This is a genomic window from Pseudomonas sp. GW821-FHT01A09 (genome assembly GCF_058986725.1).
In genome coordinates this window covers 97,788-115,004 of record NZ_JBYSWB010000009.1, presented here as the reverse complement: position 1 = coordinate 115,004, position 17,217 = coordinate 97,788, and the positions used below count along the sequence as shown (strand labels likewise).

Annotated in this window: 19 protein-coding genes and 1 pseudogene; 10 read left to right on the top strand and 10 right to left on the bottom strand. The window is 58.5% G+C overall.

Annotated elements, in window-relative coordinates; all coding sequences use genetic code 11:
* Nucleotides 1–43: 43 nt before the first annotated feature.
* The 5 genes from AC3WJP_RS12975 to AC3WJP_RS12955 form a co-directional block, all read right to left on the bottom strand.
* A complete protein-coding gene (locus tag AC3WJP_RS12975; protein ID WP_493721714.1) occupies nucleotides 44–214 on the bottom strand; it encodes a hypothetical protein in 171 nt (56 codons plus the stop codon).
* Nucleotides 211–501 (bottom strand): hypothetical protein, encoded by a 291-nt coding sequence (locus AC3WJP_RS12970; RefSeq protein ID WP_493721713.1) that lies wholly within the window; start codon nucleotides 499–501, stop codon nucleotides 211–213. Before AC3WJP_RS12970 ends, AC3WJP_RS12975 begins: the two co-directional genes overlap by 4 nt.
* 46 nt (nucleotides 502–547) lie before the next feature.
* Nucleotides 548–943, bottom strand: coding sequence for a hypothetical protein (locus AC3WJP_RS12965; protein ID WP_493721712.1), 396 nt, complete (start codon nucleotides 941–943; stop codon nucleotides 548–550).
* An 87-nt stretch (nucleotides 944–1,030) separates the two neighbouring features.
* The gene (locus AC3WJP_RS12960) at nucleotides 1,031–1,477 is read right to left on the bottom strand and encodes a hypothetical protein (protein WP_493721711.1); all 447 of its coding nucleotides are present in this window, start codon (nucleotides 1,475–1,477) and stop codon (nucleotides 1,031–1,033) included.
* A gap of 58 nt (nucleotides 1,478–1,535) precedes the next feature.
* Nucleotides 1,536–1,931, bottom strand: coding sequence for a DUF6957 family protein (locus tag AC3WJP_RS12955; protein WP_493721710.1), 396 nt, complete (start codon nucleotides 1,929–1,931; stop codon nucleotides 1,536–1,538).
* A 252-nt stretch (nucleotides 1,932–2,183) separates the two neighbouring features.
* On the opposite strand from AC3WJP_RS12955, the gene AC3WJP_RS12950 reads away from it, so the two are divergent.
* The 5 genes from AC3WJP_RS12950 to AC3WJP_RS12930 all read left to right on the top strand — a co-directional run bounded on the left by AC3WJP_RS12950 (nucleotide 2,184) and on the right by AC3WJP_RS12930 (nucleotide 5,905).
* Complete coding sequence (locus tag AC3WJP_RS12950) at nucleotides 2,184–2,657, top strand: helix-turn-helix domain-containing protein (RefSeq protein ID WP_493721709.1); 474 nt, start codon at nucleotides 2,184–2,186, stop codon at nucleotides 2,655–2,657.
* Nucleotides 2,658–2,754: 97 nt separating this feature from the next.
* Nucleotides 2,755–3,120 carry a hypothetical protein gene (locus tag AC3WJP_RS12945; protein WP_493721708.1) on the top strand — a complete coding sequence of 122 codons (366 nt, stop codon included), beginning with the start codon at nucleotides 2,755–2,757 and terminating at the stop codon, nucleotides 3,118–3,120.
* Between the two features lie 140 nt (nucleotides 3,121–3,260).
* The gene (locus AC3WJP_RS12940; RefSeq protein WP_493721707.1) at nucleotides 3,261–3,629 is read left to right on the top strand and encodes a hypothetical protein; all 369 of its coding nucleotides are present in this window, start codon (nucleotides 3,261–3,263) and stop codon (nucleotides 3,627–3,629) included.
* A gap of 65 nt (nucleotides 3,630–3,694) precedes the next feature.
* Nucleotides 3,695–4,867: a DUF3800 domain-containing protein gene (locus tag AC3WJP_RS12935; RefSeq protein ID WP_493721706.1), complete on the top strand. Its 1,173-nt coding sequence runs from the start codon at nucleotides 3,695–3,697 to the stop codon at nucleotides 4,865–4,867.
* A 105-nt stretch (nucleotides 4,868–4,972) separates the two neighbouring features.
* Nucleotides 4,973–5,905 (top strand): hypothetical protein, encoded by a 933-nt coding sequence (locus tag AC3WJP_RS12930; protein WP_493721705.1) that lies wholly within the window; start codon nucleotides 4,973–4,975, stop codon nucleotides 5,903–5,905.
* Nucleotides 5,906–6,086: 181 nt separating this feature from the next.
* On the opposite strand, the gene hrpB is transcribed toward AC3WJP_RS12930, so the two are convergent.
* Nucleotides 6,087–8,609 (bottom strand): ATP-dependent helicase HrpB, encoded by a 2,523-nt coding sequence (hrpB, locus tag AC3WJP_RS12925; protein ID WP_493721704.1) that lies wholly within the window; start codon nucleotides 8,607–8,609, stop codon nucleotides 6,087–6,089.
* A 241-nt stretch (nucleotides 8,610–8,850) separates the two neighbouring features.
* A pseudogene (locus tag AC3WJP_RS12920) lies at nucleotides 8,851–9,270 on the bottom strand (DEAD/DEAH box helicase); the annotation flags it as partial.
* A gap of 107 nt (nucleotides 9,271–9,377) precedes the next feature.
* Here AC3WJP_RS12920 and AC3WJP_RS12915 point away from each other — a divergent pair.
* Both AC3WJP_RS12915 and AC3WJP_RS12910 read left to right on the top strand, forming a co-directional pair.
* Nucleotides 9,378–9,554 carry a hypothetical protein gene (locus AC3WJP_RS12915; protein ID WP_493721703.1) on the top strand — a complete coding sequence of 59 codons (177 nt, stop codon included), beginning with the start codon at nucleotides 9,378–9,380 and terminating at the stop codon, nucleotides 9,552–9,554.
* 1 nt (nucleotide 9,555) lies between these two features.
* A complete protein-coding gene (locus AC3WJP_RS12910; RefSeq protein WP_493721702.1) occupies nucleotides 9,556–10,233 on the top strand; it encodes a hypothetical protein in 678 nt (225 codons plus the stop codon).
* Between the two features lie 457 nt (nucleotides 10,234–10,690).
* On the opposite strand, the gene AC3WJP_RS12905 is transcribed toward AC3WJP_RS12910, so the two are convergent.
* Nucleotides 10,691–11,824: a glycerate kinase gene (locus AC3WJP_RS12905; RefSeq protein WP_493721701.1), complete on the bottom strand. Its 1,134-nt coding sequence runs from the start codon at nucleotides 11,822–11,824 to the stop codon at nucleotides 10,691–10,693.
* Nucleotides 11,825–11,871: 47 nt separating this feature from the next.
* A complete protein-coding gene (locus AC3WJP_RS12900; RefSeq protein ID WP_493721700.1) occupies nucleotides 11,872–12,798 on the bottom strand; it encodes a LysR substrate-binding domain-containing protein in 927 nt (308 codons plus the stop codon).
* Nucleotides 12,799–12,912: 114 nt separating this feature from the next.
* Between AC3WJP_RS12900 and AC3WJP_RS12895 the strand changes: the two genes are divergently transcribed.
* From AC3WJP_RS12895 to AC3WJP_RS12885, 3 genes are all read left to right on the top strand, one after another.
* Nucleotides 12,913–14,289: an L-serine ammonia-lyase gene (locus AC3WJP_RS12895; protein ID WP_493721699.1), complete on the top strand. Its 1,377-nt coding sequence runs from the start codon at nucleotides 12,913–12,915 to the stop codon at nucleotides 14,287–14,289.
* A 163-nt stretch (nucleotides 14,290–14,452) separates the two neighbouring features.
* Nucleotides 14,453–14,872, top strand: coding sequence for a periplasmic Zn2+ metallochaperone PmcY (gene pmcY, locus AC3WJP_RS12890; protein ID WP_493721698.1), 420 nt, complete (start codon nucleotides 14,453–14,455; stop codon nucleotides 14,870–14,872).
* Between the two features lie 12 nt (nucleotides 14,873–14,884).
* Nucleotides 14,885–15,796: a cation diffusion facilitator family transporter gene (locus AC3WJP_RS12885; protein WP_493721697.1), complete on the top strand. Its 912-nt coding sequence runs from the start codon at nucleotides 14,885–14,887 to the stop codon at nucleotides 15,794–15,796.
* Between the two features lie 3 nt (nucleotides 15,797–15,799).
* Here AC3WJP_RS12885 and AC3WJP_RS12880 read toward each other — a convergent pair whose 3' ends face one another.
* Nucleotides 15,800–16,909, bottom strand: coding sequence for a DUF6515 family protein (locus AC3WJP_RS12880; RefSeq protein WP_493721696.1), 1,110 nt, complete (start codon nucleotides 16,907–16,909; stop codon nucleotides 15,800–15,802).
* Nucleotides 16,910–17,217 lie beyond the last annotated feature (308 nt).

The window sequence follows — 17,217 nt, the reverse complement described above, 5'->3', positions numbered from 1 at the left end:
CATCCGACCGAATACTAAGGTCATCTGATCTGCCCCCACATAATCACTCATCCTCGGCCAACAACGGCGCATCAATGTCGTACTCGACATTTTTGACCAGCTCAAGGGCTCGAGTAAGCAGCTCTTGATCTACCTGCTTAACTATCCCAAGCTGAATGAGATCCTCACAACTAACAGATCCTAAAAAATCGATATGAACATCGCTAGGTGTCATGGGAAATCTTCCGCTTCTTCACCGAGCTCGAAATCCCCGGTACCGCCTAGGTAGATGTTACGACACGGCATTTTCGTAATTATCCCCTGTGCCAGGAGCATCCTAGGGATCTCATGCATAAGCCCAGAAATTTCCCATGGTTCTTCGACAGTGGCCTTGGCCTCGTCGACGAATGCCTCTAGATCAAAATCTCGAGCGACGATGAATGGCCCTGTTCTGCCGTACCCTTCATAAATGCCCGACGCAATGCAGATCACCTCGCCTGCTTTCATGACCATGCTCGGCATGTCGTCTCCGGATTTCTGGTATGCGTCGTCTTCGGCGACCGAGCCTCTACTGCAGCCGGTGCGGTGATGGATGGTGCTGCCCTTCTGAGTGCCGCAGAAAATCACGGAGGCTCGAGCGCCCGTTCCCCCGCTGGAACGTTGCGATGACATACCGAGAATTCTCAGTGGTCATAACCCAGAATCGTCCTTCACGTTTGACGGAAACTACCTCCGACGTTCGGATCAGATGACCGTCTTCGAAGAGGCCATTGGACTCTCGCCGGACATGATCGAACACAACACCGACGCCAGTACGTGCTGTAATAAAGACACCGCAGAGGTACGCGGTAACAGGCTTCGAAAAGCTATGTGCCTTCGCTCGGATCAACCGCTGCAAGTCAAAATCTGAGTGGCGCCTGCTATAAAAATTTAGATCAATGTTATTCGCCGTCTCTGCTTTCATTCGTTCTCGCTCCATTGTCATCGAGCTAAACCAAGAATCTGCCACGGAATCATCACTTCTGATTGCGTGCGCAAATCTGGGTATGCCTCAAGCTGTTTTGATCATGCTCGCCAGGTAAATCGGGCGGAGGTTTGTCAGCAAATCAGGGCGGAATCCCGGGCGATGCGAGTTGTGATAAACAGCGCCACTCTCCACTTCGAGCACACAGGCTTCGCAGCCATCGCTGTCCATCCCGATGGTGACCTTCGCGAGCGGCTCCATGCTCCACGTGCCCTTGGCGTTCATATACGACGGCGTCACCACTTGGACGTCGGTGATAGAAATATGGGAGTCCTGAGCGACCAACAGGTGTTGGAGCTTTTGCTCCCCATCAATCATGCATACGAGCTCAGTGCTCCGGCCATTTTCCTCAGCGCGAACGGTAACGTGGTACCAGTGCGTTTTGAGCAGGCGTGATACGGAGTGCCACTGAGCTACCCCCTCGCCGAACATACCTGGCATCCCGATCAGGTCAGCGTCTTGTGTTCTGAACATGTGTTGCCTCATGCGCTGGGTCGACATCACGGCCCAGTAATTAATCAGTCGATTAACATCAACAGATGGAGAAAATTGCCTCAATGGAGGATGGCTGACGGCGGCCTGCGCCAAGCAATAGGTACACGGTGTTTCGAGTGGCGAACATGAAGCCCTTATCAAAAGAGGTTGCCATCCCAGATCGCACCCAGTGGCCAGTCTCGAACCGACGCTGTTCGTCGTGCATGACGTTCTGAGCAAACAGAAACACAGGCAGACAACCCAGTGCCGCGATCTTTTCTCGTTCGGCATCGGTGACAATTGCATCGAGGATCACCCACTCCTTTACGACGCAGAGAGGCATCCATTTGCAATGATTCCTGGCCTCGATCAGAGCCTCTTCCAAGCTGAGCTCACAGCCCATCAGATCGACGCCACCGTCGTCCAATAGCCCATCATTTATAGGGCCGTTCATCCCATTCCTTATGCCACTGTGGTCATGCTCAGCCCCACTAGCGACTGAGCGGATGCGCCATCGATTTTTGGATGGCAATAATCCAGAACGATCCACTGCGGATAGCCGGCTCTCCTATTTACGCGGGTCGGCCTTGGTAGCTATGGAGCGGGTCGAGGCCTTCGTAGGTAACATCCGTTCGGATGAGGACTATAGTCCGCGTTTCAGAACAGCGCAATATGGCTCCATCCTCGCATTGGTTGAGGATGTCGAATGTCATTAAATGAAGCGCTTGCCGTGGTAGTTCGGGGTGTGCGCAAAAGCAAGGGTCTCTCGCAGGAGGACTTGAACACCGTTGACCGATCCTATCTAGGTAGGATCGAGCGTGGGCGGGCCCAGGTGACGGTAGAAGTGCTGAACCGCATTGCTATCGAGCTAGGGGTCGACGTCGGACTACTGATCATCTTGGCGACTTCCGTGCTGGAGGATGAGCCGAGCCAAGTAACAATTCGAAGAATTGACAGGCAGCTCTCGCAGCTGGATCAGGGAGGGACGTACTCGAGCATCAACGAGATGCTGGAGGCGAAGAGACCACCTTCTGGCCGGGATCGGAAAGCCAATGCTGCAGAGAACCTAGCCATCGCCCAACGAATGAGATCAAAGGGCGCTTCGCTAGCAGAGATTGGGAAAGCACTGGGGTTGGCCAAGTCGACCATTCACGCCTATCTCAAGCGAGACGCTTTTTGAGATCTAAGGGTTGTGTGAAATAGAGCATGGACAAACGCGCAGTGTTTTCGCTAGGTCTGCCGGCCAGCTTGAGCCACCTGCAGGCAGCTCTGTATCCATGACCAGAAGCCGCATGACGATTTTGCAGGAAGCTCTCCTCTGGAAGACTGCACTTAGATTCCTTGGGCCATCAAATTTGTATCAGACGGTCGTCGAACTCTGGCGCGAGGCAGGGGTGCCGGCGAGGCCCACTGTGGAATGTCTCACCAATGACATGGTCGGCGATGAGGTAATGAACATCCTGAGAATCGCCCAGGCCCAAGTCGGAGCCATGGTGCCTGGCAGAGAGGTGGTGCCGGACACATGCGCTTTGTATAGCCGTAATGCGGGCGAGCTTGCCGATGGCCTGCTGGGAAGGTTGCCCGTGCGGGAACTGCCATTGAGCTTGAGGGACTTCCGGCTTGAGAGTGATCTCGGGATATAGACCCATCCTAGGATCGCCTTCGTATCCCCATGGGCGAGCGCGATGATGGTCTAGGGATCGTCGCAGAAGGCTCCAGAGGCTTGATGGCTTTTGGCCTTGTCGCCGGTTAGTATCTTGTCTTTGCTTGCTCAAGGACGAATATGAAAAAGCTTATTATGGCTATTGGCGTGTGTATCGCGCTGTCTGGCTGCGCCACCTCTCATTTCACCGCTGGCCGGGATTTCTCGTCGGCCAATGTCTCCAGCATAACCAAAGGAAAAACCACAACGACTGAGTTGAAGTCGATGTTCGGTGAGCCATACGCCAAGAGCGCTGTCAGTGAAACTGACGAGAAATGGGTCTACACGTACACGAACGGCTCCGCTCACGCTCAGAGCTACGTGGTGACAATGAAGGTTACTACGACAGGCACCCAGAAGACTCTCGACGTGCTGATCCGAAATGACGTGGTCATCAACTACACGTTCAGCGAAGGGCCCGCGCCAGGAACGACTACCGCAACCAATTGAGGCCATCACCTTTCCGGTGGACAGTCCTACGCGTTGAGCGGAGTCCTGTTGATGGAGCAACTGATTTGGATAGAACGTATGCCTTTGTAGACGAGTCAGGAAACTCTGACCTGGATACTTCGAAAAAGGGGAGCTCGGGCTTTTTTGTGGTCTGCTCCATCCTCGTAGCTGAGAAAGATCTTGAGGCTGCCTATGGGCAAGCGGAGGCATTACGTAAGCGCCATTTTCAAACAGGCGAAATCAAATCCAGTACCCTCAAGGCCAAGAACTCGGATCGCCGTGCTCGGATTCTCGGCGAGCTAGCTGAGCTGCCGCTCAAACTCTACTTCACCGTCGTCGACAAATCTCGAATCCACCTGGACGGCGGCCTTCGGTTCAAAACCTCCTTCGTCAAATTCACCAACGGAATGCTGTACGACCGTTTGTTCGGCAGCTTTCGAAACCTTCGGATGATCGTCGATGAGCATGGTGGCCAAGAATTTCAGCAGAGCCTTAAGAGCTACGTTGAAGATCGTTTCGTTGACGATCTATTCGGCGACACTGAAGCTTTCCGGACGAAGCCGAGTAAGGATGACGTCCTGATCCAAGTGGCGGACTTCTTCGCCGGCACGGTTGCGCAGATTTATGAGGGCAAAGCTTCTGAGGAAGTGGTGCGAGCCTACAAGGCCATCCTCCGTGAACTGACTCTTGACCTTGTGGAGTGGCCTCCTAAATACCAAGATCTTCTGCCGCCACCCTTGGACGAATCTGGGTATGCCGACTACCAGGTGCACGAGGAGGCACTCCGTCAAGCCGAGCTTTTCAGTGAGCGGCTAGGCCGGCATCCTGATGAGGATGGGCGCCTACAATTATGCATCCTGGATTTTTTGCGATTTCAGAGCAAGTTCGTCACCAAGGACTACGTACCCACAGCTGAAATCATTGATCACCTACAGGATAGGGGCTTTGGTGAGCTTACCGACCAAAAGATTCGCTCCAGTGGCATTGCCAAGCTTCGCGATGAAGACGTCATCATCACAAGCTCCGCCAAGGGCTACAAAATTCCTCAAACCCGAGCGGACATCAAAGAGTTTCTCGAGAGGGCATCGGGGATAGTCGTGCCCCTACTTGAGCGGGTCAAAAGGGCCCAGCGTATTTATCGGCTTAGTAGCCTCGGGGAATACGACATCGTGAAGGCTGCCAACCTCACCGAGCTCGCCAAACTGATCGACTCACTGGCAGTATTCGCCAATGAATGAGACTAGGCAAAGTAAAGAAGTTCTCAATGGGTTGGCACTCGGCTAAAGCTGCCTTCCGTTCATCACCCAGAAAATGTTAACGCAAACCTGCCATCGAGTGAAACAATGAACGATACCGGTTTTGTCTTTGTATTAAACAAGTTAGAAATCGACGACACCAATCTTCCGTTTACACTTGATGCGAAGTCGGTACTTAGGCGAGCGACATTAACCGAGCAAGAGCACTACAATACACTGCTAAAGAATGGGGGGATATTTTCCACATTTCTCGTACCTCATGGTTCTGTTGTTAAGATAACAGAAGGCGAGCCTGGGCCAGGTAAGTACGTACCACCAGAAAAATCTACTCTATTGGTAGTTGAGACAAAAAAATGGAACCATCACATTGAGACGTTAAACATCGCAGGCAAATTGGCGTCCTACGACTTTACCGTTGGTGGATACGCGTGTTACGCGAAGGACGATGACCGCAACAGTATTGGTATGCATGGCTTCTTTAGTCATTCTGACCTCAGGCTGCTAGAGGATTTTACCCGAGCATCATCCATACATGTCTCAAAGGCTGAATTAGACCAGCTTAGCGAATACTACCGTCAGATCGAACTGAGAGCCGATGACGCTTGGTTGAGAAGAGCACTCTCTATCTTTGGTGACATCCATAGTCTTCCCCATCTTTCTGAGCTGCGTACCCTTTCGTATTTCTCCGTCCTCGAATGCATATTGACCAAGAAGTCGTCAGGAGGAGCAATGTCAATTGGCAAGCAGCTCCAGCACAAGACGGAGCTTCTCTGTAATTTCACCAATTACAAGGCCGAGCCATTAAAGCACTTTGGCGATATTCAAATAAAAAAACTCTGGAAGGCTCTTTACGAGCTCAGAAGCCATATTGCACATGGCAACGTCTATAGGTTCACCGGTGAGCTGACGTGCCTTAAAGACCTAAAAAATGTCAATGAATTCTTAAGTGGTCTCGTCAGACAAATCCTAAGTACGGCATTGAGCCAGTACCAGTTGGTAGCGGATTTGCGAGAGTGCTGAGGTGCATTTAATGGCTTCAAAGAACAACCTAGATCGATTGCCCAGAACCCAATCGCAAGCGGAGCACGCGGGCCCGAATGGCCAGAGGCGTGAGGATGGAAGCCCGAAGTGCCAAGACGCCTCCGGTGGCTTGGTTCACGACAGCCGACCGGCAGGGCACGCCCTAAAGAGTATCCGCCTCTTAGGGTTTCCTAGGCTTCGCTCTGGCAGTTGCCTCGGCCACTAATGGATCTTCGGGCCAATGGTGCTTTGGGTATCGGCCCTTGAGATCCTTTTTCACCTCCACGTACGTGCTACGCCAGAAGTTTGCGAGATCCTGGGTAACCTGTACGGGTCTGCGGGCCGGCGACAGGAGATGCAAAACCAGCGGCTGCTCGCCTTGGGCGATGCGTGGGGTTTCTGCCAAGCCGAAAAGCTCCTGCAGCCGCACAGCGAGGATGGGGGGATGCTGCGAATAGTCGATTCGAATATTCGAGCCGGACGGCACCTGGATCGACTGAGGTGCCTGGGCCTCCAGCTCCTGCGGAAGCGGCCAAGGCAAGAGGTTTCTGACTATCGAAGACAGATCCAGCTGGCTGAAGTGACTGAGCCTTGTGACTTTACCTATGTACGGCGTGAGCCATGCTTCCATCGTTTCTAGTAAGTTGGCATCGCTGAGATCAGGCCACTTGCTTGCTGCCTGGCCGTTCTGGAAATCGAGCTGACGTAGCAAGCCGACCCGCGCCTGCCACTGCCGCAGCTCAGGGTTCCAAGGCAGTAGCTCAATGCCCTTGCGCCTCACCAGGCTGACTAAGGCCAACGAACGGGTTTGCTCATCAAGACTCGGCAGGGCTTTCGTCGATAAGATGAGCTGCCCAATCTTCAGCTGCCGCTCAGCCTTGAGCACCCCTTCCTTTTCGTCCCAATCGACCTCATCGACAGGCCTTACAAGGTCAGCCAGTTCGTCACCGAACAGGGCCGTATCGAGATCACTCGCCAAGTAGATCCGCTCCTCACGCTGCCCATGCCGGCTACCCAAATCGGCTACCACCAACCACTCGTGCTTGGTGAGACCATCGGGCTCTGAGAACACGGCGGCCCGCCCGTTGGAGAGACGGTATTCGGATGCACTTGCACGCCTCTGGTGGCCAATTCGGTCAGGGTAGGCGGACGCCAATAGGCAACCTACCCATCGTGGGTGATCAGGCTCGCTGACGGGGCCAGACGCCCTTCCACGCAGCAGAGATCGGTACTGCCGAGCAGACTGCTTCACCCGCTGAAACGAGCCACTGCCTCGACGTGCATGTTGCTCGCCCGACAATGCACTCAGCCTAGTGTGAAGATCGGCTCCTGCTCCACGCAGGATATCCTTCTCACCGAGCAGCGCCGCAATGTTGCACGCTAGATCGTCCAGGCCCATCGCGTTGCCTTTGATGAGCATGTGAGCGATCCGAGGATGCGTTGGGAGCTTGCTCATGGCAGATCCGTGTAATGTGAGCTGTCCAGCATCGTCGAGTGCACCCAGGCGCTTCAGCAGGTCTCTCGCTTGGCCGAAGGGAGCTGAAGGAGGTTGGTCGAGCCACGTCATCTCCTCCGGCTTCATTCCCCATCGCGCCAACTGGAGTGCCAGGGCTGCGAGATCCGCCTGCAGGATCTCTGGCGTGCTGTAACCTGCCATTTGCTCGTGCTGCGACTCAGACCACAGGCGATAGCAGACCCCTGGCTCCAATCGCCCTGCCCGACCTGCTCGCTGGGTAGCGCTGGCCTTAGAGATACGCTGTGTGTCGAGTCGAGTCATCCCGCTGCGAGGATCGAACTTCGGCACTCGTTCGAGACCACTATCCACTACGACCCTGACGCCTTCGATGGTCAAGCTAGTCTCGGCGATGTTCGTGGCCAGCACGATCTTCCGAGACCCCTTGGGTGCCGGGTCTATAGCAGCGCGCTGTGCATTCAGGTCGAGGTCACCGTATAGCGGGCATACGATCACTTCTGGACGGCTGCTCAACTCCTCTTTGAGGGTCTCCGCCACGCGCCGAATCTCTGCCTGCCCCGGAAGGAAAACCAGAACGCTTCCGGACTGTTCGTTGATCGCAGCCAAGCAGGTGTCCGTGACCCGCCCATCGATCCGCTCGCCCGGTTGGTAGGGACTGCCCCAAACCGTCGAGACCGGATACATCCGTCCTTCACTGGTGACGACGGGCGCATCATTCAGCACCTTTGAAAGGCGAGCACCTTCCAACGTGGCGGACATTAAGAGCAACTTCAATGAAGGCTCATCACGCAGCAGTTCGCGGGCACTCAGGCACAGAGCCAGTGCAAGGTCGGAGTCAAGATTTCGAAGGTGGTACTCATCGAAGATGACCACACCCACACCATCTAGCGCAGGGTCATCTTGCAGCCGGCGAGCCAGGATCCCCTCTGTGACCACCTCGATTTGGGTGCGCGGGCCCACCTTACTTTCAAGGCGAATGCGGTAGCCGACAGTCTCACCAACCTTCTCACCCAGCTCACTCGCCAAACGCTCAGCAGCCGCCCGAGCAGCCAGTCGGCGAGGTTCGAGCATCAGGATCTTCTGGTCACCAAGCCAAGGTTCGTTCAGCAGCGCCAGGGGCACTCGAGTGGTCTTACCCGCACCAGGTGGCGCTTCAAGGATTACTTCGTGGCGGTTGGCCAGGGCCGCTCGTAGGTCTGGCAATACGAGATCAATAGGTAGAGAAATCATCAAGGCTCCCAAAGCAGGGAAGCAGTATACGCTGGGCGTTGAGTGATGATTTGGACTCGAGAGTGCCAGTTAGGATCAGTGAGCTACCTAAGTGCATGATTTGAAGATAAGAATAGCGAGGGCAGGAGCAGGAGCAGGAGCAGGAGCAGGAGCAGGAGCAGGAGCATCAAAGCCTTGTGGGCTTTGATTCTCAAGCAAGAGCAAAAGCAGGCAGCGCCTTGTGGGCGTTGCCTTTAAAGCTTGACAACCATAAGCTTAAAATCGAACCAATCAGCAAATCGTGGTATTCGTCGAAGATCAACAGGCCGACGCCTTCGAGCGCCGGATCGTCCTGCAAGCGCCGAGTGAGAATCCCCTCGGTCACCACTTCTATCCGCGTGCGCGGGCCGATGCGGCTTTCGAGGCGGATGCGATAACCCACCGTCTCGCCGACCTTTTCGCCCAGCTCGCTGGCCAGGCGCTCGGCCGCCGCGCGGGCGGCCAGACGCCGGGGTTCGAGCATGAGGATGGTCTGGTCGCCGAGCCATGCCTCACCCAGCATCGCCAGCGGCACGCGGGTGGTCTTGCCGGCACCGGGCGGTGCTTCGAGGACTGCTTCGTGGCGAGAGGACAAGGCGTGGCGCAGCGCAGGCAAAGCGGCGTCGATGGGTAAGGATTGCATGCAGGGGCTCCCGGGTAGGGCGGGGAGTATAACGTGGCAGTGGATGTACATCGTTCTCTGGTAGCTCCACCGCACTGATGTATACTCAAGCCACTGTTGGAGGTCTTATGAACGATCTATTCAAAGCGATAGTTGGAAAAAAAGGTGATTTTGCGTCCAAGGTCTTGAGCCGCTACAGCTCGAAAAAAGCTGTTGGTGCGTTTGCGCGTGATCTTTTCCTCTCCGAAAACGCCGAATCCATCAACGCGCGCTTTGCCAAAGCCAAGCGTTCGGCCTCTCGATAGCATGTGGAAGAAAGGGCCCGATCTCAAGCCCTCCAAGGCATCCAGCAAGCACTCCACTTCAAGATCTGCGCCCGTCTTACAGATCGAATATAACGTCGTCTACCAGCAATTGGTGGCCAATGATGATGACATCGTTGGCCAACTCGCCTATTGCCTCTACAAGCAGAGCAAGCAGCAATATCTTCAGGAATTCGAGCGTCTCAACCAGCGCCGACCTACGGATGTGGAGCTGCGAAATCACGTCGCCTGCGCTGAACTTCCCGCCTTGGAGATGTATCGCGAGAAAGCCACTCGTGTCGTCTCGGAACTGCTAGCTCAAGCAGCTCAAGAAAAGCAAGAAGAGTTAGAGGCGCACTTCAAAGACCGGCTCTGGACATTCATCGCCAGACACCAACATGAGTCATTTTCCGAGCGGGCATGGCACCTCTTGAAAGGTCTGACGTTCGGAGGAGTCGGCGGCGTTGTCGGCAACTTTTTCACGACGGTAGCGTTGCTCTTCATTCTTTTTTTCGCCGCATCCAGCGTTGAGCGAGACGAGTTCTCCAGGAGTGCCACGGAACGACTCGTTTCAGGATTGGCCCAGGTTATGGGTGTTGACGTGAGTATCGATAGATTTGCCGAGAGTACGACGCTTACTCCCTCCTCCCCGCCAGCAAATACGCCTGTTGAAGCAAAGTGATACTGGAGTCGTACAGCACGGAGCTGGTATCGGAGGGTTGACACCAGCGTCAGCCACTCGTAGATTGCTCGACAGGTTGGCAGTGAGCTCCAATGAGCGAGAGCTTAAGACTCCTTGCAAAGACCGCGAAACACCCACCCCGGCCTCGTGTCGGGGTTTTCGTTTCTGGATGTTCATCAGTTCGAGCCTGATCACTGACTGCCAAGCCCGGGTGTTTGATAGGCAGTGCCGGCCAGGAGGTTAACGCGCAGGCTGTTTGATCACAACGCAACGCGGAGGTGGATATGTTACGCCATGCCTCATGGATGCACCCTCGGGGCGTGGCTGTACTGCAAGATTTATCCTGTTGCAATGGCCTGATCGCAGCCTGAGCTCACTTCCACACGGATATGGCGATACCTCTGCCAAACAGTGACGCAAAGTCATCGATAGCGTTTTCGGCATGCCTATCCGACACCTACCCTCTCACCCCCCACAAGCGCACCACATCGCGCGCCCGCTCCCGCAGCAACCGCGGCGCCTCGGCGCAGGCATCGGCCAGCGTCATGGGCCCGGACACGATGGCAAACGCGGCGTCGATGCCATGTTCGTACAACGCCTGATAGCCCTCGCCCAAGGTCCCCGCCAGGATCACCACCGGCACGCCTTGGCGCTGGGCGACGCGGGCCACACCCATGGGGGTCTTGCCGCGCAGTGTCTGGGCGTCGCAGCGGCCTTCGCCGGTGATGACCAAGTCGGCGCCACGGGTCTTGTCTTCCAGACCGACCAACTCGGCGACCACCTCGACGCCCGGGCGGAATTCGGCGCCCAGAAACGCCTTGGCCGCGAAGCCCATCCCCCCGGCAGCGCCGGCACCCGGCTCATCACGCAGGTCATGATCGAGCACCTGGGCGCAGCAGTCGGCGAAGTGCGCCAAGGCGTGATCCAGCGCTTCGATCTGCTGGGGATTGGCGCCCTTCTGGCGGCCGAAGATGAACGACGCGCCGTGGGGCCCGCACAGCGGGTTGTCGACGTCGGCGGCGACGGAGAACTGCAGCGCTTGCAGGCGCGGGTCGAAGTGGCTCAGGTCAAGCCGCGACAGTTGCGCCAGGGCCAGGCCGCCGGGCGGCAGTTCGCTGCCGGCAAAATCGTAGAAGCGCACGCCCAGCGCCCGCAGCATGCCGGCGCCGCCGTCGTTGGTGGCGCTGCCGCCGATGGTAAGGATGATCTTTTCGGCGCCCGCCTCCACCGCCTCGAGGATCAATTGGCCGGTGCCGTAGGTGCAGCTGTGGGAGGCGTCGCGCTGCTCCAGGGTAAGCAGTTGCAAGCCGCTGGCTTCGGCCATTTCGATGATGGCCGTGCGCGACTCCGGCAGCCAGCCCCAACGGGCGCTGACCTCGGCGCCCAACGGGCCGCTGACCGAGGCGCTGCGGCGCTCGCCGGGCAACACGGCGAGGATGGCGTCGACCGTGCCTTCACCGCCATCGGCCATGGGGCACAGGACCAGCTCGGCGTCCGCAAAGGCATCGCGCACGCCTTGGGCGATGGCCGTGGCGGCCCCTTCGGCACTAAGGCTGTCTTTGAAGGAATCAGGGGCGATGACGATTTTCATTGTGCGCTCCGGGGGCAGTTATTGTAGGAATGAGCTTGGCGAGCCGGTCATAAAGTATTCCCCGAGCCCACCGCCTGCGTCACCAGCCAATCATGAATCGCCCGCCGCGACGGGGTATTCAACGCCCCTTCACGGTAGGCCAGCACGTACTTCTTGCGCGCCTTGATCGGCTGGCCGAAGGGCACGATCAGCGATCCCTGTTCCAGCTCGTTGGTGATCAGCGCGCGGCGGGCGATGGCCACGCCCATGCCCAGACGGGCGGCTTCGATGGTCAGGTGGTTGCGGTTGAAGGTGTGGCCGCGGCGCACGTTGATACCCTGAGCACCGATGGCAGACAGGTAGAACTCCCATTCGGCATATTCATAGCTGCCGCGCCAGGCGGTGATGTCGTGCAGCAGCGGGTAATGCACCAACTGTCCTGGACCATCCAAAGGCGGCCGGCCCTCGAGCAGGCCGGGGGAGCACACCGGGAACAGTTCCTCCTCCAGCAGCGGCGTGGTCATCAACCCGGCGTAGCTGCCGTCGTTGAGGTCGATGGCCAGGTCGAAATCATCATCACGCAACGAACCGCTGCTGTCCTCGGCGATGATGCGCAACTCCACGTCCGGGAAACGCTGCTCCAGCGCCGGCAAGCGCGGCATCAGCCACTTGCTCAGGAACGATGGAATGCAGCGCAGCTTGAAGATGCCGCCAATGGCGCCGGAATGCAGCAGGCGCAGTTCGTCATCGATACGGCTGTGCACTTCATTGGCGACGATGGCCAGGCGCTGGCCCTGGGCGGTGAGCTCGAGCCCGCGGCCGACGCGATGGAACAACGCAAAGCCAAGGCGATCTTCCAGCTGTTTCATCTGCTGGCTGATCGCCCCGGGGGTCACATGCAATTCATCAGCGCAGCGGGTAAAGGACAAATGCCGCGCTGCGCAGGCGAAGACCTGCAGCCAGGCATGCATCTGCGCGTTAAGAATCTTGCTCATTGTTGAGCCCCACTAAACGATGACTTAGGAACTATCGTTTGTTTGCGCATCGGATTCCACCAAAGATAGCCCCCAGGATGGAAGCATCCATCACGCGATCATTATGGGTTCATCATGGCTATCAGTGTCTTCGACATGTTCAAAATCGGTATCGGCCCGTCCAGTTCGCATACGGTGGGGCCGATGCGGGCGGCGGCGCTGTTCACCGCTGAACTGCGCGAGCGCGGCAAGATCGGCCAGGTCGAACGTGTTGAAGCGCGGCTGTACGGATCGCTGTCGGCCACCGGTATCGGCCATGGCAGCGACCGCGCAACGCTGATGGGCTTGATGGGCGAATGGCCCGATCAGGTCGACCCCGTCGCCGTGGCGCCGCGCGTCGACGCGGTGATCGCCGAGCAGCGTCTGCTGCTGGGCGCCGAGCACGAGGTGGTGTTCGACTGGCCGCGGGACATGCGCCTGCTGGAGCAAAGCCTGCCCTATCACCCCAACGGCATGACCCTGCTGGCGTACCTGCAGAACGGCCAGTGCATCGAACAGACCTACTATTCAGTCGGCGGCGGTTTTGTCATCGATGCGGCGCAGGCCGCCAGCGGCAAGCTCGATAATGACGCCACCGAGTTGCCCTACGATTTCAATTCGGCGGCAGAGTTGCTGAGGCTCTGTGCGCAGACCGGCATGAGCATCGCCGCGCTGATGATGGAAAACGAAAAGACCTGGCGCAGCGAGGCCGAAATCCGCGCCAGGATCGACTTCATCTGGCAAGCGATGCGCCGCTGCGTCGATCAGGGCCTGAATGCCCAAGGCATTTTGCCGGGCGGCCTGAACGTGCGTCGCCGGGCCTGGCGCCTGCACCAGAGTCTGCAGGAAGTCGGCAAGCCGAACGTCATCGGCTCGACGCTCAGCGCCATGGAGTGGGTCAATCTGTTCGCCCTCGCGGTCAACGAGGAGAACGCCGCCGGCGGGCGTATGGTCACCGCGCCCACCAACGGCGCGGCCGGCATCATCCCGGCGGTGCTGCACTACTACATGAAATTCAACCCTGAAGCCTGTGCCGATGACGTAGTGCGGTTTTTTCTCGCGGCCGCTGCGGTGGGCATTCTGTGCAAGAAGAACGCGTCCATTTCTGGCGCTGAAGTGGGCTGCCAGGGCGAGGTCGGCTCGGCCTGCGCCATGGCCGCCGCTGGCCTGGCCGAAGTGCTGGGGGCGACGCCCAAGCAAGTCGAGAACGCGGCGGAGATTGGCCTGGAGCATAACCTCGGCCTGACCTGCGATCCGGTCGGCGGGTTGGTCCAGGTGCCGTGCATCGAGCGCAACGCCATCGCCGCGGTCAAGGCCATCAACGCGGCGCAGATGGCTTTGCGCGGCGATGGCGATCACTTCATTTCCCTTGATCACGCCATCCGCACCATGCGCGATACTGGCGCGGACATGCACGACAAGTACAAGGAGACGTCGCGGGGTGGGCTGGCGGTGAATCTGATCGAATGCTGACAGGTGGGTTCTGCAGTGATGCTCCGACGCAAAGGGTAATAAACCCAGGGTAGCGGCTATACCAGGCTAACGGTATAACGGCGAACCCGGCCCGCATTCGCAGGTCTGAGGTACAGCACAGGCCTTTTGCCTGTATTGTGGCGACTTCCCTCAGGAGATATTCATGCGCATCCCTTTCCGTGTCGTTGGTGGTGTTCTGGTTGCAGTGCTGCTTACCCAGATTACGGCGTGCGGTACCCTCTTCTGGCCTGACCGCCGCGGCCAGATCGAAGGCAAGATCGACCCACTGGTCGCCGGCCTCGATGCCATCGGCATTCTGTTTTATGTGATCCCCGGGTTGATCGCCTTCGGTGTCGATTTCGCCACCGGCGCCATCTACCAGGAAGGCGGCAAGACCGCGCAGGTCGCGCCGGAAAAACTCCAGCAAGCGATCGGCGCCGACGGCAAGGTCGACCGCCACAAGCTGCAGGCCATCCTGCAGACCGAACTGGGCCGCAACCTGCCGCTCGACGATCCGCGCCTGATCGAACACCGCGGCAGCGCGCAGCAACTGGCTGCGTACGGCCTGATTCCCGCCGCCTGATCCGAGCCCCCGATGACCCCGACCGATCGCCACGTTCGCCTGCTGCGTCTCGCCACCCGTGCCTCTCTCACGGTGGCGGGCACTCTGATCATCGCCAAGGCCATCGCCTGGTGGCTCAGTGGCTCGGTCAGCCTGCTGGCGGGGCTGACCGACTCGGTGCTCGACGGCGCCGCGTCCTTCCTCAACCTGCTGGCGGTGCATTACGCACTACGCCCCGCCGATGACGATCACCGCTACGGCCACGGCAAGGCCGAAGCGATGGCGGGCATGGCGCAAGCGATGTTCGTGGCCTTCAGTGGTGTGGTGATCGCCGTGCAGGCCGTCGAGCGGCTGCGCAATCCGGAGCCCATGGGCCAGGCTGATCTCGGTATCGCGGTGATGGTGCTGTCACTGATCATGACCGCAGCGCTGCTGCTGATTCAGCACAAGGTGATCAAGGAAACCGGCTCGACGGCCATTCGCGCTGACTCGCTGCACTACCGTTCCGACATGATGCTCAACGCCAGTATTCTGGTGGCCCTGGTGCTGTCCCGCTTTGGCTGGACGCAACTGGACGCTTGGTTCGGCCTGGGGATCGCGGTGTATATCCTCTGGAGTGCGGTGCACATCGCGCAGGAGAGCAGCGCCATCCTGATGGACAAGGAGCTGCCGGTGGACGTCAGCGAGCAGATGCTGGCGCTGGCGTGCAGCGTACCGGGGGTGTTGGGGGCCCATGATCTGCGCACGCGAATGTCAGGCAATCACTGGTTCGTGCAATTGCATCTGGAGCTGCCGGGGCAGTTGACCCTGTCGGCGGCGCACGCTTTGTGCGACAAGGCCGAGGCGGCCATCAACGCCGAGTTCCCGCTGGCCGAAGTGCTGGTGCACGCCGACCCCAAGGACGCCCAGACGACCGACGCACAAGGCGCGCCGGTCGTGGTGTGATCCTCAGTTGACCTGGTAGCCACGGCTGGCCAGGCAGTTGCCCATGTTTTGCCGATACGCATAGGCCACTGAATCGGCCGGCGCGTAGGTCGCAGTCGCGGGGTCGAAGCCGCTTTGCTGCGCGGCGTAGCGCTGGCAGTCGTAGCGATCCTGCTCCATCTGCGATGGGCTCTGGCCGTTGGCCGGATAGAACGATACGTCGATGCCGCCAGTTTGCGCGGGCTGTGGCTGAGACTCCGGCACGCCCTGTGGCGGATTGACCACCACGTAGTCCTGGCTGTCATCCATGTACTGGTAGTAGGTGCCCGCAGCCAGGAAGAAGACTGCGCCGCCGATCCACATGCGCGTGGCATAGTCCGGCAACTGACGGGTGCGGATGCCATAGGGCGGCGCCACCACTACGTAACGCGGACCTTGCGGGCGATACCAATAGCCACCGGAGTAGAAGAAGTCCTGGCCACGGTAAGGCACGCGGTACTCATGATCCGGGAAGCGATCGACGGTGTAGCCCGGACGATACTGCGGGCCTGGCCCCCAACCGTTACCACCTCGGCCCGGTCCACGGCCATCATTGCCACGACCCGGGCCATAGTCGCCCCGTGGCCCTTCGTTGTTGCCACGGATCGGCGGTTGAGTCTGCCAGACCACCCCTGGCTTGCCTTGGATCGCCGGGCCGTCGTGGCGCCCTTCGTTGAAGTCTTGACGGCCCTGCTGCGGCGCCGGGACCTGCGGGCCATGGCTCTGCTGCTCCTGCACGCGCTGAGCCTGACGCTGATTGAATTCCTGCTGGCGCTGCTGCCATTGCGTCTGTTGCTGTTGTTGCTGCTGACCGCGCTGCTGCTCCTGTTGCTGGCCACGCAGTTCGCGTTGCTGTTGCTGCACCTGCTGTTGCATCTGTTGCTGCTGGCCACGCTGCTCTTGCTGCTGGGCGCGCTGCTGCTCTTGCACACGCTGCTGCATCTGCTGCGCCGGCTGCGCGCCACGGTTCTGACCGCCCGCCCCTTCGGGACGATTCTGCGGACCACGCTGATCGTTATCGTCGGCCAAAATTTGAGCACTCACGCTCAGGCACAGCAAACCAACGCCTGCCAGGCGCCAGATAGGCGAATTCATGGATTCCTCACGGGATAGGGCGGTACAGCTAAGACTGGAAAACAGACATGCGGTTCGCAAGCACGCTCCAGATGGCAAAAATATTATCGGCTGTGTACCGGCTTTTGATAATGAAATCTGCTCATAAAAAAAGGGAGGCTCGTCAGCCTCCCTCGGGGAACTTCGTCCTGGCTCGACGCTTTTGGCATCGGCTCACATCACGCCGTCTTCTGGACAGCGTGCAGCCCGGGGGCCAGCCCGACCCGGTGGGATCGGCGGCCGCAGCCGGCCTGCTTGGGCCCGCTGCAGTGGACTCATGTCCGGGCAGT

Coding starts and splice junctions, on each gene's coding strand:
- AC3WJP_RS12880 (WP_493721696.1), bottom strand. CDS start 16,909: ATGAATTCGCCTATCTGGCGCCTGGCAGGCGTTGGTTTGCTGTGCCTG.
- AC3WJP_RS12960 (WP_493721711.1), bottom strand. CDS start 1,477: ATGTTCAGAACACAAGACGCTGACCTGATCGGGATGCCAGGTATGTTC.
- AC3WJP_RS12940 (WP_493721707.1), top strand. CDS start 3,261: ATGAAAAAGCTTATTATGGCTATTGGCGTGTGTATCGCGCTGTCTGGC.
- pmcY (WP_493721698.1), top strand. CDS start 14,453: ATGCGCATCCCTTTCCGTGTCGTTGGTGGTGTTCTGGTTGCAGTGCTG.
- AC3WJP_RS12970 (WP_493721713.1), bottom strand. CDS start 501: ATGCCGAGCATGGTCATGAAAGCAGGCGAGGTGATCTGCATTGCGTCG.
- AC3WJP_RS12955 (WP_493721710.1), bottom strand. CDS start 1,931: ATGAACGGCCCTATAAATGATGGGCTATTGGACGACGGTGGCGTCGAT.
- AC3WJP_RS12915 (WP_493721703.1), top strand. CDS start 9,378: ATGAACGATCTATTCAAAGCGATAGTTGGAAAAAAAGGTGATTTTGCG.
- AC3WJP_RS12895 (WP_493721699.1), top strand. CDS start 12,913: ATGGCTATCAGTGTCTTCGACATGTTCAAAATCGGTATCGGCCCGTCC.
- AC3WJP_RS12900 (WP_493721700.1), bottom strand. CDS start 12,798: ATGAGCAAGATTCTTAACGCGCAGATGCATGCCTGGCTGCAGGTCTTC.
- AC3WJP_RS12910 (WP_493721702.1), top strand. CDS start 9,556: ATGTGGAAGAAAGGGCCCGATCTCAAGCCCTCCAAGGCATCCAGCAAG.
- AC3WJP_RS12965 (WP_493721712.1), bottom strand. CDS start 943: ATGAAAGCAGAGACGGCGAATAACATTGATCTAAATTTTTATAGCAGG.
- AC3WJP_RS12930 (WP_493721705.1), top strand. CDS start 4,973: ATGAACGATACCGGTTTTGTCTTTGTATTAAACAAGTTAGAAATCGAC.
- AC3WJP_RS12945 (WP_493721708.1), top strand. CDS start 2,755: ATGACCAGAAGCCGCATGACGATTTTGCAGGAAGCTCTCCTCTGGAAG.
- AC3WJP_RS12885 (WP_493721697.1), top strand. CDS start 14,885: ATGACCCCGACCGATCGCCACGTTCGCCTGCTGCGTCTCGCCACCCGT.
- AC3WJP_RS12975 (WP_493721714.1), bottom strand. CDS start 214: ATGACACCTAGCGATGTTCATATCGATTTTTTAGGATCTGTTAGTTGT.
- AC3WJP_RS12905 (WP_493721701.1), bottom strand. CDS start 11,824: ATGAAAATCGTCATCGCCCCTGATTCCTTCAAAGACAGCCTTAGTGCC.
- hrpB (WP_493721704.1), bottom strand. CDS start 8,609: ATGATTTCTCTACCTATTGATCTCGTATTGCCAGACCTACGAGCGGCC.
- AC3WJP_RS12950 (WP_493721709.1), top strand. CDS start 2,184: ATGTCATTAAATGAAGCGCTTGCCGTGGTAGTTCGGGGTGTGCGCAAA.